The organism is Panacagrimonas perspica (genome assembly GCF_004364935.1).
GTDB lineage: Bacteria > Pseudomonadota > Gammaproteobacteria > Nevskiales > Nevskiaceae > Panacagrimonas > Panacagrimonas perspica.
This window is the reverse complement of record NZ_SOBT01000009.1, coordinates 259,333-275,167: the sequence shown is the minus strand read 5'-3', so window position 1 is coordinate 275,167 and position 15,835 is coordinate 259,333. Positions and strand designations below refer to the sequence as shown.

13 protein-coding genes and 2 tRNA genes are annotated in these 15,835 nt (G+C 66.3%); 4 read left to right on the top strand and 11 right to left on the bottom strand.

The genetic code is table 11. The features are described 5' to 3' along the window. The first annotated feature begins 7 nt into the window (after window positions 1-7). From glgP to DFR24_RS24450, 4 genes are all read left to right on the top strand, one after another. Window positions 8-2,191 carry an alpha-glucan family phosphorylase gene (glgP, locus tag DFR24_RS12800; RefSeq protein ID WP_133881802.1) on the top strand — a complete coding sequence of 728 codons (2,184 nt, stop codon included), beginning with the start codon at window positions 8-10 and terminating at the stop codon, window positions 2,189-2,191. Continuing rightward, the gene (glgA, locus tag DFR24_RS12795) at window positions 2,188-3,672 is read left to right on the top strand and encodes a glycogen synthase GlgA (RefSeq protein WP_210772355.1); all 1,485 of its coding nucleotides are present in this window, start codon (window positions 2,188-2,190) and stop codon (window positions 3,670-3,672) included. The genes glgP and glgA overlap by 4 nt, the downstream gene beginning before the upstream one ends. Before the next feature lie 283 nt (window positions 3,673-3,955). Further along, window positions 3,956-4,831 carry a 2OG-Fe(II) oxygenase gene (locus tag DFR24_RS12790; protein WP_162851192.1) on the top strand — a complete coding sequence of 292 codons (876 nt, stop codon included), beginning with the start codon at window positions 3,956-3,958 and terminating at the stop codon, window positions 4,829-4,831. A 434-nt stretch (window positions 4,832-5,265) separates the two neighbouring features. Beyond that, complete coding sequence (locus DFR24_RS24450; protein WP_136249406.1) at window positions 5,266-6,102, top strand: hypothetical protein; 837 nt, start codon at window positions 5,266-5,268, stop codon at window positions 6,100-6,102. A 173-nt stretch (window positions 6,103-6,275) separates the two neighbouring features. On the opposite strand, the gene DFR24_RS12780 is transcribed toward DFR24_RS24450, so the two are convergent. From DFR24_RS12780 to DFR24_RS24445, 11 genes are all read right to left on the bottom strand, one after another. Next, window positions 6,276-6,352, bottom strand: a tRNA-Arg gene (locus tag DFR24_RS12780). Between the two features lie 50 nt (window positions 6,353-6,402). Beyond that, window positions 6,403-6,494, bottom strand: a tRNA-Ser gene (locus DFR24_RS12775). A 171-nt stretch (window positions 6,495-6,665) separates the two neighbouring features. Then, window positions 6,666-7,895, bottom strand: a complete 1,230-nt coding sequence (locus tag DFR24_RS12770; RefSeq protein WP_133881800.1) for an aspartate kinase — start codon at window positions 7,893-7,895, stop codon at window positions 6,666-6,668. A gap of 69 nt (window positions 7,896-7,964) precedes the next feature. Then, on the bottom strand, window positions 7,965-10,604 hold the full coding sequence (gene alaS, locus DFR24_RS12765; RefSeq protein ID WP_133881799.1) for an alanine--tRNA ligase: 2,640 nt from the start codon (window positions 10,602-10,604) through the stop codon (window positions 7,965-7,967). Between the two features lie 277 nt (window positions 10,605-10,881). Further along, entirely contained in the window at window positions 10,882-11,301 is a 420-nt protein-coding gene (locus tag DFR24_RS12760) for a regulatory protein RecX (protein ID WP_246051648.1), read from the bottom strand. 40 nt (window positions 11,302-11,341) lie between these two features. Continuing rightward, entirely contained in the window at window positions 11,342-12,358 is a 1,017-nt protein-coding gene (gene recA / locus DFR24_RS12755; RefSeq protein WP_133881798.1) for a recombinase RecA, read from the bottom strand. A 274-nt stretch (window positions 12,359-12,632) separates the two neighbouring features. Continuing rightward, window positions 12,633-13,226, bottom strand: a complete 594-nt coding sequence (thpR, locus tag DFR24_RS12750; RefSeq protein WP_133881797.1) for an RNA 2',3'-cyclic phosphodiesterase — start codon at window positions 13,224-13,226, stop codon at window positions 12,633-12,635. A gap of 146 nt (window positions 13,227-13,372) precedes the next feature. Continuing rightward, complete coding sequence (locus DFR24_RS12745; protein WP_246051647.1) at window positions 13,373-13,855, bottom strand: CinA family protein; 483 nt, start codon at window positions 13,853-13,855, stop codon at window positions 13,373-13,375. A gap of 17 nt (window positions 13,856-13,872) precedes the next feature. Continuing rightward, window positions 13,873-14,355: a single-stranded DNA-binding protein gene (locus DFR24_RS12740; protein WP_133881796.1), complete on the bottom strand. Its 483-nt coding sequence runs from the start codon at window positions 14,353-14,355 to the stop codon at window positions 13,873-13,875. A gap of 27 nt (window positions 14,356-14,382) precedes the next feature. After that, window positions 14,383-15,564, bottom strand: a complete 1,182-nt coding sequence (locus tag DFR24_RS12735; protein ID WP_133881795.1) for an MFS transporter — start codon at window positions 15,562-15,564, stop codon at window positions 14,383-14,385. Beyond that, window positions 15,561-15,737: a hypothetical protein gene (locus DFR24_RS24445; RefSeq protein WP_162851191.1), complete on the bottom strand. Its 177-nt coding sequence runs from the start codon at window positions 15,735-15,737 to the stop codon at window positions 15,561-15,563. The genes DFR24_RS12735 and DFR24_RS24445 overlap by 4 nt, the downstream gene beginning before the upstream one ends. Between the last annotated feature and the right edge of the window lie 98 nt (window positions 15,738-15,835).

Genomic DNA, 15,835 nt, shown 5'->3' with positions numbered 1-15,835 from the left:
AGGACCGATGACGGAACAGGAACACTCCCGGCTGGACCCGGAACGCGATCTGATCGCTTACCTCTGCGCGGAGTTCGGCATCACCGAACATCTGCCGATCTACGCCGGCGGACTGGGCGTGCTGGCCGGCGATCACCTGAAGACGGCGAGCGATCTCGGGATCCCGCTGGTCGCCGTTGGCCTGATGTATCGCGAAGGATATTTCCGCCAGACGCTGGATGGCCACGGTGCGCAGCACGCGGCGCCGGATCCGATCGAACCGGCGGGGCACGGTCTCAAAGCGGTGACCGATGCGCGTGGGCACGATCTGCAGATCAAGGTGCCGATGGGTGATCACGCGCTGACCTTGCGCGTGTGGCGCTTCGATGTGGGCCGCGTTCCGCTGTTTCTTCTCGACGCCGATCACGCGGACAACGACGAAGCCGAGCGCGCCATCACGGCGCGCCTTTATGGCGGCGGCAGCGACAATCGCCTGTTCCAGGAAATCGTGCTGGGCATCGGCGCCGTGCGCTGCCTGCGTGCGCTGGGACTCGCGCCCACCGTGTGGCACATGAACGAAGGGCACGCCGCGTTCTCCGCGCTCGAGCGCATTCGCGAGGCGGTTGCCGGCGGCCTGAGCTTCGGCTCCGCACTGGAGCTCGTCGCATCGCGTACCGTGTTCACTACGCACACGCCGGTGCCTGCGGGCCACGACGTGTTCACGCACGAGCAGATGCATCAGTGGCTGGGTGACTACGTCGGCAGCCTGGAGACCACCGAGCGCCGGCTGCTCGCGTTGGGCGCCGATCACCGCGGCAGTCATTACTTCAACATGACGGCGCTGGCGCTGCGCACCTCGCGATTCCACAACGGCGTGTCGCGCATCCACGGCGGCGTGGCGTCCGAGGCCGAAGCCCACATCTGGCCGCAGGTGCCGCCCGCCCTCAATCCGATCACCTACGTCACCAACGGCATCCACCTGCCCAGCTTCCTGGCGCCCGAGTGGCGCGAGCGGCTGGAGAACAAGGTGCCGGACTGGAGCCGTCGAGCGTTGACGACGGCCGACACCGACTGGGTCGGCGCGATGTCCGACGACGACTACGACGGCGTCCGGCGCGCACTGAAGCGCCGCCTGCTCCAGTCGCTGCGTTCGCGCCTGATGGAGCAGCATCGGCGCAACGGACTGGACGAGCACACCGCGAATCTCACGGTGAGCCGGCTCGGCGACGACGGCGCGCTGGTCCTGGGTTTCGCGCGCCGCTTTGCCACCTACAAGCGCGCCACGTTGCTGCTGTCCGACACCGCGCGACTGCAGCGGCTGCTCGGCGACGATCAGCGTCCGACCTTGCTCGTGTTCGCCGGCAAGGCGCATCCGCACGACAAGGGCGGCCAGGAGCTGATCCGTCGTCTGTTCGAAGTCTCGCTGCAGCCTGCGTTCGTGGGCCGCCTGCTGGTCGTCGAGGGCTACGACATCGCGTTCGCGCGCGAACTGGTGCAGGGCTGCGACGTCTGGCTCAACACGCCCGAGTTCCCGATGGAGGCCAGCGGCACGTCGGGCATGAAGTCCGCCGTCAACGGCGGCGTCAATGCATCGATCCTCGACGGCTGGTGGGCCGAAGGCTTCGACGGCGAGAACGGCTATGGCCTGGTGCCCTCGGAGCATGCCGATCGCGAGGCGCGGGATCGTGCCGAAGCCCAGGCCCTGCTCGATGTGCTGGAACGCCAGGTGCAGAAACTCTGGTTCGAAGATCACGGCGCCTGGCTCCGGCGCAGCCGTGCGGCGATGCGCACGTTGATCCCTGCGTTCGGTACCGCGCGCATGCTGCGCGACTACGAGCGCAAGCTCTACCTGCCCGCCGCGCGTCACGGCTGGCGCATGAGCGAGCGCAATTCGCGCAACGCGGTGGAGTTCAAGCGCTGGAAGAAGCTGGTGCGCTCACAGGGAGGCGGCGTGAAGGTCGAAGTGGTCGTACGCAATCCGCTGGAAGTGCGCGTGCACCTCAACGGTCTGCACGCCAGCGACCTGGCGCTCGAGATCACGCGCAACGGCGCCATCGAGGTGCTGAAGCTGCACGAGGAGAACGAGGACGTCGCCGCGTACGTCGCGCCTGCGGGTGGCGGACGCGCACAGCTACGGGTGCTGCCGCATCACGCGCTGATGGCGCAGCGTTACGAGCTGGGTTGCCTTGCGACGATGGACCTGGGCGAGTGAGTGCCCATCCCTTGCGGCTGCTGTTCGCATCCGCCGAAGCGTTGCCTTTCTCGAAGACCGGCGGTCTGGCCGACGTGGCCAGCGCGCTGCCACAGTCACTGGCGGCGCGCGGTGTCGACGTGCGGCTGCTGACCCTTGCCTATCGCGACACGCTGGAGAAGCTGCAGGACCGGCGGCAGATCGCGCGCCTGTCGGTTCGCGGACAGGACATGAGCTTGTGGGAAGGCACCGTCCGCGGTGCCGGCGCGACGGCCCTGCGCGTGTGGCTGCTGGACTACGCGCCGCTCTATGCACGGCCCGGCCGCCCGTACACCAACGAGCAGGGGCACGAGCACGCGGACAACGCCTGGCGATTCGGATGCTTCTCCGAGGCCATCGCGATGCTGGCGCTGGGCGCCGTGCCGGATACCGCCGCATGGATGCCGCAGGTGGTCCACCTCAACGACTGGCATACCGGTCTTGCCGCGATGCACCTGCGCCGCGCCGGCAAGCAGGACTCGCCGGCCGTCGTGTTCACGATCCACAACCTGGCCTATCAGGGTGTCTTTTCTCGCGGCGAGTTCGATGCGCTCGGACTGCCGCCGGACGAATGGAACATGCAGGCGCTGGAGTTCTACGGCGGCTTCTCGTTCATGAAGGCGGGGCTGCTGTATTCGGATGCGATCGCGACCGTGAGTCCGACCTATGCGCGCGAGATCCAGACGCCGGCATTCGGAGAGCGGCTGGAGGGCGTGCTGCGGATGAGGGCGGCGATGTTGCATGGCATCACCAACGGCATCGATACGAAGGTGTGGGATCCGGCGACGGATCCGTACCTCGTGACGCGCTACACGGCCGATACCGCGGTCGATGGGCGGCGGGCGAACAAGCTGGCCCTGCAGCGCGCAGTCGGCTTGCGCGAGTCGGCGGAAGCGCCGCTGTTCGCCTTCATCGGGCGGCTCGCGGAACAGAAGGGCGCGGATCTGTTGCCGGGCCTGGATGCGCAGCTCGAACGCAATGGCGCCCAGCTGTTCGTGCTCGCGTCGGGAGATCCGGTGCTGGAGAGCACGCTCGCCAAATGGTCGGCGCGTGCGGCCGGCCGCATCGCCGTGCACCTGGGTTACGACGAAGGTCTGTCGCATCGCGTCGAATCTGCCGCGGATTTCCTGCTGATGCCGTCGCGCTTCGAACCCTGCGGTCTCAACCAGATGTACAGCCAGCGATACGGGACGATCCCGGTCGTCAGGCGCACCGGGGGGCTGGCCGATACGGTCGTGGACAACGGGACCGGAACGGATCACCAGGCCATTGCGACCGGCATCTTCTTCAACGACGCCGACGCCGGCGGAATCGCCTACGGCGTCGATCGCGCATTGAGCCTCATGCGGGACAGCGCGCGTTTCCGTCAGGTGCAGCAGGCGGGAATGGCGACGGATTTCGCTTGGGGTCTGGCGGCCGGCGAATACCTGGATCTGTACGCGCAGGCGCAGCGCGAGCGCTGATCGGTCCGGTTCGTCCTGTGGAAACGCTGCGCGGGCTGCGGACGGGCCGTCGGGACTGACACCCCTCCCGAAGGGCGAAGATGTTTACAGGAGGGGCGTCAGCCCCGACAGGTCGTCACCAAGACCCGGCGATCCTGCCCGCGCTGACGGCCGACGCAGCGTGGTCCTGCAGGCCTATCCGTGCTCGCCGACATTTTCCAGCGGCACGCTCCCTCAATTGCACGACACGCGAAGCGCTGTCGACAATATGCGCTGGCGGACACACATCATCCACGCGAGGCGCATGGTGACGCAGACGGTTGACGACGGGAATGCGGACGGAGCCGAGACGGTCCGGATCACCGTGCTGCTGGAAGGCGGGCATCGCGAAACGGTGACCGTATCGCTGCAGGACCCGCAGCTCGAGATCCTGATGCGCCAGCTTGGTGCGCCCGATCCCGGGCTGCGACTGCTGCAGCTCCCGGTGCGTGAAGGGCAGGCCATGCTCGCTGTGCGCAGCGACCGGATCGTCGGTGTCGTCAGCGAGCCGCCGATGCACATGGATCTGTCCGACGAGCCGCTTGCCGCGCCGGCGGTGGAGGTCTCGAAAGTCTTCGTCAAGGACGACTTTCTGCCGTCCGAGCAACTCAAGCGCGTGTATGCCTACGCTCTGAAGAACGCCGGCCGTTTCGTCGAAACCTCGACGTCGAGTACGGATCGGGATTACCGGCAGTCGGAAGTGCTGTTCGATTTCCCCGAGATCGCGGAAGACATCCGCACGCGCATTCGAAAGTTGCTGCCCGAAGTGCACGCGGCGCTGGGATGCGCGCCGTTGTCGTCGACGATCGAGGTGCAGATGACGGCGCACAACGACGGCAATTACTACAAGGTGCACAACGACAATGGCAGTGAAGACACCGCCCGGCGCGAGCTGACGTTCGTCTATTACTTCCACGGCAAGCCGAAGAAATTCACCGGCGGCGAGCTGCGCGTATTCGACTCCGTGATTCGCGAGCGACGTTACGTCGCCGCCGAATCCTCGCAGCTCGTGACGCCAGACGACAACCGGATCGTATTTTTCCTGTCCCGGTATTTGCATGAGGTGCAGGAAATCAGATGTCCGTCGCATCGCTTCGAAGATGGGAGATTCACGATCAACGGATGGGTGCATCAACTTTAGGCTGAGGGCGCAGGCACTCGACCCGCGATCGCGGACCGTATTTTTCACAACAACAACTAACAGGGACGTTCATGAAACTGAGACTTCTGGGCGGAGAGTCCGCTCGGGTATTGCGTGGCGCATTGATGGTGACCGTACTGGGTACCGCACTGGTGGCGTGCGGTTCCGACGGGGGCAACGATTCGGATTCGTCGGCGACGCCGACTCCGGCGCCGACGCCGACTCCGGCGCCGGCTCCCACACCTACACCGACACCGACCCCGACTCCGACCCCGACCCCGACTCCGACCCCGACTCCGACCCCGACTCCGACTCCGACCCCGACCCCGACTCCGACTCCGACCCCGACCCCGACCCCGACTCCGACCCCGACGCCGACGCCGACGCCGACTCCGACCCCAACGCCCACCCCGACGCCCTCGGTTGGCGCCGATGTGCGCGCAGTCACGCTGAGCGCTGCGGCCGACGCCGCGGCGGATCTGTCGACGGCAGAGAAAGCGGCGAAGTACGCCGTGGGTGTGCTCGGCGCGAGCAATGCCGCCGCGGCTTCGCAGCCCAAGTCGACAGCCAAGGCCGCAACGGCTTGCAAGGACAGCGGCACCCAGGACGTGCAGAACGCCGGCACGACGATCACCACCGTGTACGACAAGTGCGTGCAGACAACGAACGGCGTCACGCTGCGGAACGACGGCACGATCAAGATCGTGTCTGGCGTCGCAGGCTTCCCGATTCCCACGGCCCTTAGTGCGGACCTGACGTTCGGCGTGAACAACGTGACCTATCTGACGGAAGTCGAGCAGCCCGGCGTCGCGCACACGCGCAGCCTGTTGCTGGGGAACCTGGACTTCGACACGGCCATCTCGGGGGGGAGCCTTCCGCAGAGCGCAGCGGGGCAGGGTCGTCTCAAGGGTGCGGTGATCAACCTCGCCCGGCAGGACAAGGCCCGCGCCGATTTCGAGCTGGGCAATGCGTCGACGGCGTACACGTTCAACATCACGTTCGACAGCACGGGCAAGACGAGCACGATCCGGTTCGCTGGTCCGTTTCGCGCGGCGAGCCCCTGCGGCAGCGGCAGTGGCACGATCTCCACGCCGACGCCGTTGACGGTCAACAGCAATGGCGACTACGTGACCGGCCAGATCGCGATCGCCAGCACCAGCGGCAATGCGACGTACACGTATAGCGGTGGAAGCGTCACCGTTGCGTCCGGTGGTGGGTCCCAGACCTACACCCTGGCGCAGCTCAAGGCCCTGTGCCCGGCGTTCAACTAGTCGCGCACGACGTCACGCAGCAACAGAACCCGCCGGGGTTTCCCGGCGGGTTTTTTCATGGCGGTCGATTTGTTGCACCGCTCGGACGTCTGATCCGGCGCCACGGCACGGTCCGATCCGAGCAATAAAAAAAGGGATCAACGAGAAGACTCGCTGACCCCTTGGTGTTTGATTGGTGGGCTTGGAGAGATTCGAACTCCCGACCCTCTGGTTCGTAGCCAGATACTCTATCCAACTGAGCTACAAGCCCAATCAAAGCTGCTGCTGCCCTGCGTATTTTGCCGCGTTCCGCCTTGCCAGTGGCGGAGAGTGAGGGATTCGAACCCTCGATAGGGTTTAACGCCTATACGCCCTTAGCAGGGGCGCGCCTTCGTCCACTCGGCCAACTCTCCGATGCGATACGCGGCATGCGGCCTGCCAGCAGGGCGCGCAGTGTACCGACCGACCCCGAGGGCGACAAGCTTGTTTCTCGGGGTTTTCGGTCGGGGCCGGCGCCGCCCCTCGATACGCCCGGTCGCTGCGCTCGCGGGCGGGTCGGGATGAACGGGTCGGGGAGCGGGTTTTCAGACCTTGGGGGGCGCGTTTTCCAGCCCGAAGGCCTTGTGCAGCGAGCGCACGGCCAGTTCCAGGTACTTGTCCTGCACCACGACGCTGATCTTGATCTCCGACGTGGAGATCATGCGAATGTTGATGCCCTCGTCGGCCAGCACCTTGAACATCTTGCTGGCGATGCCGGCGTGGCTGCGCATGCCCACGCCCACCAGCGAGACCTTCACGATGTCGCTGGCCGGCAGCACGCCCTTGGCGCCGAGCGAGGCCGCCACCTTCTTGGAGATCTCGTGGGCCTTCTCGAAGTCGTTGCGGTGAACCGTGAACGTGAAGTCGGTGGCGCCGTCCGCCCCGATGTTCTGCACGATCATGTCGACCTCGACGTTGGCGTCGCCGATCGGGCCCAGGATGGCGGCGGCGATGCCGGGCTTGTCGGGCACACCGTTGACGGTGAGCTGGGCTTCGTCGCGATTGAAGGCGATGCCGGATACCAGGGGCGATTCCACGTTGTCTTCCTCGAGCGTAATCAGGGTGCCGGGTCCGTCCACGAAGGTGGAGACCACGCGCAGGGGAACCTTGTACTTGCCGGCGAATTCAACCGCGCGGATCTGCAGGACCTTGGATCCGAGCGATGCCATCTCCAGCATCTCCTCGAACGTGATCTTGTCGAGCCGCCGCGCCGCGGGTTCCACGCGCGGGTCGGTGGTGTAGACGCCGTCGACGTCGGTGTAGATCTGGCACTCGTCGGCCTTCATCGCCGCGGCGATGGCGACGCCCGTGGTGTCGGATCCGCCGCGACCGAGCGTCGCGGTCGAGCCGTCCGGCGACAGGCCCTGGAAACCCGCGACCACAGGGACGACGCCCTCGCGGCAGTCGGCCAGCAGCTTCTCGCCGTCGATGCTCTGGATGCGCGCCTTGCCGTAGGCCTCGTCGGTGCGGATTGCAACCTGCGGACCGGTGTACGAGCGGCTCTTCAGGCCGGCCTTCTGCAGGGCCAGCGCCAGCAGGCCGATCGTGACCTGCTCGCCGGTGGAAATGATCTGGTCGAGTTCACGCGCGCTGCCACGCGGGTTGATGCTCTTGGCGAGCTTGAGCAGGCGGTCGGTCTCGCCGGACATCGCGGAGACCACCACGACCACCTGGTGGCCCTGGTCGTGGAAGGATTTGACCTTGCTGGCGACGTGCTCGATGCGCTCGACCGAGCCCATCGAGGTGCCGCCGTATTTTTGAACGATGAGTGCCATGTCTTTGCTTGCTTGACCGCGCTTGACCGCTATTGATCGAAGTACCGCGTCACCCGCCGGCAGGGAGCTTCAGAGCTTCCCTTCCAGCCACGCATACGCCGACTCGATCGCTTCCGGCAGCTTCTCCGGCTGCGTGCCGCCGGCCTGCGCCATCTCGGGCTTGCCGCCGCCCTTGCCACCAACCTGACTGGCCGCGTAGCTCACCAGTTCTCCGGCCTTCACCTTGCCGATGAGGTCGCTGGTCACGCCGGCAATGAGGCTCACCTTCGGCCCCGTCGCGCTACCCAGCAGCACGATGCCGGACTTGAGCTTGTCCTTGAGCTGGTCCATCAGGTTGCGCAGCTCGTTGCCGTCGACGCCGTCGACCTTGGCGGCAATGACCTTCACGCCCTTGATCTCGCGTGCCTGGCTGGCGAGGTCGCCGCCGGCGCTCGACGCGAGCTTGCTCTTGAGCGCAGCGAGCTCCTTTTCGAGCGTCTTGCTGCGGTCGAGCGCGAGCTGGATCTTGTCGGCGAGATCGTCACGGCCGGCGCGCACGAGATCGCCCGCTGCCTTGAGCTTGCTCTCGGTGTCGCGCAGATAGGCCAGCGCGTTCTCGCCGGTGATGGCTTCCACGCGGCGCACGCCGGCGGCGACACCGGTTTCGCTGACGATCTTGAACAGGCCGATGTCGCCGGTACGCGTCACATGCGTGCCGCCGCAGAGTTCGGTGGAGAAGTCGCCCATCGCGAGCACGCGCACTTCGTCGCCGTACTTCTCGCCGAACAGCGCCATCGCGCCGCTCTTGATGGCGTCGTCGTACTTCATGACCCTGGCGCCGACTTCCACGTTGGCGAGCACGGCGCGATTCACGCGGTCCTCGATGTCGGCGATCTCGGCGGCGGTCACGGCCTGCGTGTGGCTGAAATCGAAGCGTGTGCGCTGTTCATCGACCAGCGAACCCTTCTGCGCCACGTGCGTGCCGAGCACGTCGCGCAGCGCCTTGTGCATCAGGTGCGTGGCCGAGTGGTTGCGCATCGTCGCGCGACGCACGCTGTCGGTGACTTCGGCGCGGATCGTGTCGCCCACTTTCAGCGCGCCGGCTTCGAGCGTGCCGTGGTGGCCGAAGACACCGCCCTTGACCTTCTGCGTGTCGGCGACCTTGAAGCCCTTGTCGGAACCGGCGACGAGCAACAGACCCTTGTCACCGACCTGGCCGCCGGATTCGGCGTAGAACGGCGTGTGATCGAGCACGACCACGCCGGCATCGCCGGACTTGAGTTCGGTGACGGGCTGGCCGTCGCGGTACAGCGCGAGAACCTTGGCGGTTTCGTGCAGCGTGCTGTCGTAGCCGACGAACACGGTGTCGACGCCGTCGTACGCCAGGCTGCTGCCTCCCTTGAAGCTGCTGGCGGCGCGCGCACGCGTGCGCTGCTCTTCCATCGCGCTCTCGTAGCCGGCCTCGTCGAGCTTGAGGCTGCGCTCGCGCGCGATGTCGGCGGTGAGGTCGAACGGGAAGCCGTAGGTGTCGTAGAGCTTGAACACGACGTCGCCCGGGATGACGCCGTTCTTGACCTTGCCGATCGCCTCCTCGAGCAGCTTCATGCCCTTGTCGAGCGTCGTCGCGAACGCGTCTTCCTCGGCGCGGATCGCCTTCTCGATGCGCGACTGCTGCTGCACGAGCTCGGGGAACGCGTTGCCCATCTCGCCCACGAGCGGCGCGACCAGCTTGTTGAAGAACAGGTCCGTGATGCCGAGCTTGTGACCATGGCGCAGCGCGCGCCGCATGATCCGGCGCAGCACGTAGCCGCGGCCCTCGTTGGACGGCAGCACGCCGTCGGCGATCAGGAAGCTCGTCGCACGGATGTGATCGGCGATGACCTTCTGCGACGGGCTGGCGTACGCCTTCTGCTTGGCCAGGTCCGCGACCGCGCCGACCAGTACCTTGAAGGTGTCGGTCTGGTAGTTGTCGTTGGTGCCCTGCATCAGCGCCGCGACACGCTCCAGGCCCATGCCGGTGTCGACGCTGGGCGCCGGCAGATGGGTCATCGTGCCGTCGGCCGCGCGCTCGAACTGCATGAACACGTGGTTCCAGATCTCGATCCAGCGGTCGCCGTCTTCCTCGGGCGATCCCGGCGGGCCGCCGTAGATGCCCTTCGAGCCGTCGGGGTCGTGGTCGTAGAACATCTCGGTGCACGGACCGCAGGGACCCGTGTCGCCCATCGCCCAGAAGTTGTCGGACGCGAACTTGGCGCCTTTGTTGTCGCCGATGCGGATGATCCGCTGCTCGGGGACACCGACTTTCTTCCAGATGGCGAAGGCTTCGTCGTCGGTGTGGTAGACCGTGACCAGCAGGCGCTTGGGATCGATGCCCAGCCACTGCTTGCCGGTGACGAACTCCCAGCCGAAGCGGATCGCGTCCGGCTTGAAGTAATCGCCGAAGCTGAAGTTGCCCAGCATCTCGAAGAAGGTGTGATGGCGGGCGGTGTAGCCCACGTTCTCGAGATCGTTGTGCTTGCCGCCGGCGCGCACGCACTTCTGGCTGCTGGTGGCGCGCACGTACGGCCGCTTGTCCTGCCCCGTGAACACGTCCTTGAACTGGACCATGCCCGCGTTGGTGAACAACAGGGTCGGGTCGTTGCCCGGCACCAGCGGCGACGACGGCACCACGGTGTGGCCGTTGACCCGGAAGAATTCCAGGTACTTGGCTCGCAACTCGTTGCTGTTCATAAGCCGGGGAAGGGAGACCGGGGCGGACAAAGGGGCGCAATTTTAGCCAGACGACCGATGGACCGCCATGCGAATGAGGCACTTGGCGTATCAACGCGGGCGAATATTTCGGGTAGGGGGACGAGGGGGGAGGCCCCGACCGCTCGTAGCCCGGACGAAGTCCGGGTTCCCGGCCGTCGCCAACGTAGCCCGGGTGAAACCCGGGATCTCCTGCGGCGGGCCTACGGTCGTTGGGTCCAACCATTGAGACCCCCCGGGTTTCACCCGGGCTACGGCCTTATTCGTCCGGCTCGCCCTTCAACGCCGCGCGGATCTGGTCGGACTCGAACCCGCGGCTGGCCAGGAACCGGTACTGCTTCTGCGAATCGGCGCCGCGTTCTGCCGGCATCGCGCCGAACTTGCGCTCGCGGACCTCGATGGCCCGCTGGGCAAAATCGCATTCGAGCGCTTCGAACGCGGCCCGGATCTCGGCGTCCGGAATCCGCGCTTCCTTCAACTCGGCGCGGATCCGCTGGGGTCCGTAACCCTGGCTGGCGCGGGAGCGGGCCAGGGTCTCGGCGAACCGGGTGTCCGACTGCAGGCCGGAGTCGGCGAGGCTTTCGATGACCTCGCCGCTGGTCTGGTCGCTGTGCCCGCGCTGCCCGAGCTTGCGCTTGAGCTGCGAGACCGAGTGCTCGCGCCGGGCCAGGATGCGCATCGCCGAAGCGCGCGCATCCGCCGGCGTCAGCTCCCTCCGATCAGGGCTTTTCCGCGGTGCCCGCACGCTTGGCCTGCAGCTTCTCGCGGATCGCCACCTCGAGTTCGGCGGCGAGTTCCGGGCGCTCCTTCAGGAAAGCGCGCGCGTTGTCCTTGCCCTGGCCGATCTTGTCGCCCTTGTAGGCGTACCAGGCGCCGGACTTGTCGACCAGCTTGTTCTCCACGCCGATGTCGATCAGCTCGCCGAGCTTGGAGATGCCCTCGTTGTAGAGGATCTCGAACAGCGCTTCCTTGAACGGCGGTGCCATCTTGTTCTTGACGATCTTCACGCGGGTCTCGTTGCCGACGACCTCGTCGCCCTTCTTGATGCTGCCGATGCGACGGATGTCGAGGCGCACCGAGGCGTAGAACTTCAGCGCGTTGCCGCCGGTGGTGGTTTCCGGCGAGCCGTACATGACGCCGATCTTCATGCGGATCTGGTTGATGAAGATCACCATCGTCTTGCTGCGCGAGATGTTGCCCGTCAGCTTGCGCAGGGCCTGGCTCATCAGGCGCGCGTGCAGGCCGACGTGGCTGTCGCCCATCTCGCCCTCGATTTCGGCCTTGGGCACCAGCGCGGCGACCGAGTCGACGACGATGATGTCGACCGCGTTCGAGCGCACCAGCATGTCGACGATCTCCAGCGCCTGCTCGCCGGTATCCGGCTGCGAGACCAGGAGTTCATCGATGTTCACGCCCAGCTTGGCCGCGTACTGCACGTCGAGCGCATGCTCGGCGTCGATGAACGCGGCGACGCCGCCGGCCTTCTGCGCCTCGGCCACCGCGTGCAGGGTCAGCGTGGTCTTGCCGGACGATTCCGGACCGTAGATCTCGATGATGCGGCCGCGCGGCAGACCGCCGACGCCCAGCGCCATGTCCAGGGTCAGCGAGCCGGTGGAAACCACCTCGACGTCGCGCACCGCATCGGCACCGGTCATGCGCATCACCGCGCCCTTGCCGAACTGCTTTTCGATCTGGCCGAGTGCGGCTTCCAGGGCTTTGCGGCGGTTGTCTTCCATGCTTTTGATCTCGAATAAGAGGGTCACGCGCCGGCAGGCGAAACGGCGGCGCGGGATCCAAGAAGTTTCCCACAGAACGTATGACGTTACGGACGAAACTCCGGTGCGTCAGCGCGTTACCTTAGCGGCGCTGGTCGGTCCCACAACTGGGCATCTGCGCAGGTGTAGGCGTGCAGCGGTGCGGTCGGAAGCGCGAAGGGGATAGTACTGTATAAATATACAGTATCGCAATTGAGGCCCGGAGCAGGCCACCCGCCGCCGCATGAAGGAGATCTCAGGCGTCCCAGAGGCCGAGCTGGGCGTCGGGAGGCGGCGGAGCGGAATCGCCCGACAGCGGCCAGGTCCCGAGGATGCGGTATTGCGAGTCCACGCCCAGGTGACTGTGGATCAGCGCGAAGCTGTCGACCGGCCAGTTCACCAGCGGAACCGGGGTCGGCGCGAGCACCTGCGTGGCATCACGCAGCACCGTGACATGCGGCGACAGTCTGAGCTTGGTGTCGTACGGCACCGAGTGCGCCTGCAGCGCGTCGCGCAGCGCACGCCACAGCTGCTTGAGCGGCGCGCTGGGCTGGGACGGCCCCAGCCACCACGGAATCGAACGATTGCGATAGCTGCCCGCCTGCTCGATCGGCAGATCGAAGCGTGGCGAGCGCACCGTGGCAGCGGCTTCCAGCGCACGTTGTGCGAGCGCCTCGGGCAATTTCTCGTAATCACCGAGAAAATGCAGCGTCAGGTGATAGCGATGCGGGCCGATCCATCGGCCCTCGGGCCGCAGCTTCTGCCGCAGGTGGGTCGCCGCCGCCCCGAGCTGCTCGCGCATGGCCTCATCGGGCCACAGTGCGAAGAACAGGCGATCGACTTCAGTCATGCCGGTCAGAGGGACTCGCTGCGATTGTGGAGGGAGTTCGCGGCGGGATGCTCCGGCTGCCGCCGCGAACAGGCCCACGAGAAGCCCGAACGGCCCCTCACTGGAACACGCGCGCGCCGCGAATCACCGATTCCCGGATCCGGGCGCTATTCGGAGATCAATGCGAGCAGGCCGGCGAAGGCGACTTCCGCCGTCTGCTGGCGAATGGCGTCCCGATCGCCCTTGAACACCTGGCATTCCGAGCGCACTTCCTTGCCGCGTGCGACCCACGCGATCCAGACCGTACCGACCGGACGTCCGGGATTGCCGCCGCCTGGGCCGGCGATGCCGGTCACTGCGACGCCGTACGTCGCCGGCGTGCGGTGCAGCAGGCCCCGTGCCATTGCGCGCACGCAGGCCTCGCTGACGGCACCGTCGGTCTCGAACACGGCCTTGGGCACGCCGAGCAGATCGTGCTTGGCATCGTTGCTGTAGGTCACCAGTCCGCGATCGAACCAGACCGAGGAGCCTGCCAGGTCGGTGGCGAGCTTCGACATCAAGCCGCCGGTGCAGGACTCGGCGAAGGCGATGCGTTCGCGACGCGAGATCAGCTGGCTGGCGATCTGCTGAACAGTTGCTGCGATATCCAATGCCTGTCCTCGTGTGATCAGAACGGAATGTCGTCGTCCGGGCCGCCGAAATTCGAATCGGCGGCGGGCGCTGCCGCCGGCTGGCGGGTCTGCACGTTGCTGCTGCGCGAAGGACCGCCGTAGCTGCCGCCGCTGCTGCCACCTTCGAAGCTGTCACCGCCGCCCTGCTTGCCATCGAGCATCTGCATCTCGCTGACGCGAATCTCCATGAAGCGTGCTTCCTTGCCTTCCTTGTCCTGGTACTTGCGCGTTCGGATCGAGCCTTCGACGTAGATCTTCGAGCCCTTGCGCAGATACTTCTGCACGATCTCGCCGAGCTTGTCGTTGAACACCAGGTTGTGCCACTCGGTGTGTTCCTGCTGCGAGCCGTCCTTGCCCTTCCAGGATTCGGACGTGGCCAAGGTGGCATTGGTGACCGAGCCGCCGTTGGCGAAGCTCTTGGTCTCGGGATCCTTTCCGAGATTGCCGATCAGGATGACTTTGTTTACGCCGCGGGCCATTGCGGTCTCCTCGTTGAGTGCTGTGCTTCAGGAATGGGTCTTGAGCGCGGGAGCGGGCATCTTCTCGAATGTCGCGCCGGCAGGGATGAGCAACCAGATTATGGGCAGGAGCGCACAGGCGATGAAAGCGCCTCCAAGTCCGAAGTGCGACTGTGCAAATCCACCGGTCGCGCCGCCGGCGAACGCGCCGAGGAACTGCGACGTGGAATACATGCCCAGTGCGGCGCCGCGGCGTGACGCCGGAGCGCGACGCGAGATCATCGACGGCAGTGCGCCTTCCAGGTAGTTGAACGCGATGAAGAACAGCAGCAGCGCCAGCAACAGCACCGTCATGTGCGCGTAACCGAACGCGGCAATGCCCATCGAGACGCCGAGCAGCGCGATGGCGCCGCGGAAGATCAGGCCGCCGTGGCCGCCCTTTTCCGCAACGCGGATCAGCGGGAACACCGGCACGATCGAGATCAGCAGGATCGGCAGGTATACCTTCCAGTGCTGCTCGCTGGGCAGGCCCAGCGTGTCGTGGATGGCGATCGGCGCGGTCACGAACAGGCCCGTCATCAGCGCGTGCAGCAGGAAGATGCCGGCGTTCAGGCGCAGCAGCACCGGACTGGACAGCACTTCGCGGAAACCGCCGACGGTCCCCGACGGCAGCGCCGGCGTCGGCACGCCGAACGCAACCACCGGCAAGGTCAGCAGCGCCAGGCCCGCGGTCATGAAGAAGATGCCGTGGACGCCGATCCAGCTCGCCACGATCGGACCGGTGACGATGGCCAGGATGAAGGCCAGGCCCATGCCGGCGCCGAGAATCGCCATCGCGGTGGTGCGCACCTGATCGCGCGTGACGTCGGCCAGCAGCGCGGCGACGGCGGACGAGACGGCGCCGGCACCCTGCAGCAGGCGGCCGATCGTCAGCATCTCGATGCTCTGCGCCATGCCGGCCACGACGCTGCCGACCGCGAACACGGCCATCCCGATGAAGATCACCGGCTTGCGGCCGATGCGATCGGACATCAGGCCCAGCGGGACCTGCAGCAGCGCCTGCGCCAGGCCATAGGACCCGATGGCCAGGCCGATGGCGATGGGAGTGGCGCCGCCCGGCAGTTCGCGTGCGTACAGCGCAAAGACGGGAAGGACCATGAACATGCCGACCATGCGCAGGGCGTAGACCAAGCCCAGGCCCAGTACGGCGCGCCATTCGAGCGCGTTCATTCAAGCCCCCCGGCGAGCGCAGGAGTCGCAAAGTGGCCGCCACGGACATCGGGTCTGATCCCCAGCGTCTTGCCGCTCGACGAGGTGTCCGGACCAAGGCCATGGCCATGGACCATGCGCAGGGCATAGACCAGCCCCAGGCCGATGACGGCACGCCATTCGAGAGCGTTCATGCCAATGCGAAAGTCGAAGTCGGGAATGCAGGAAGCAAGGTTGGGGCCGTGTTGACCGCGGCCCTGCACACGGTAGGTGTGGGCAAGGGGTGAGGCGG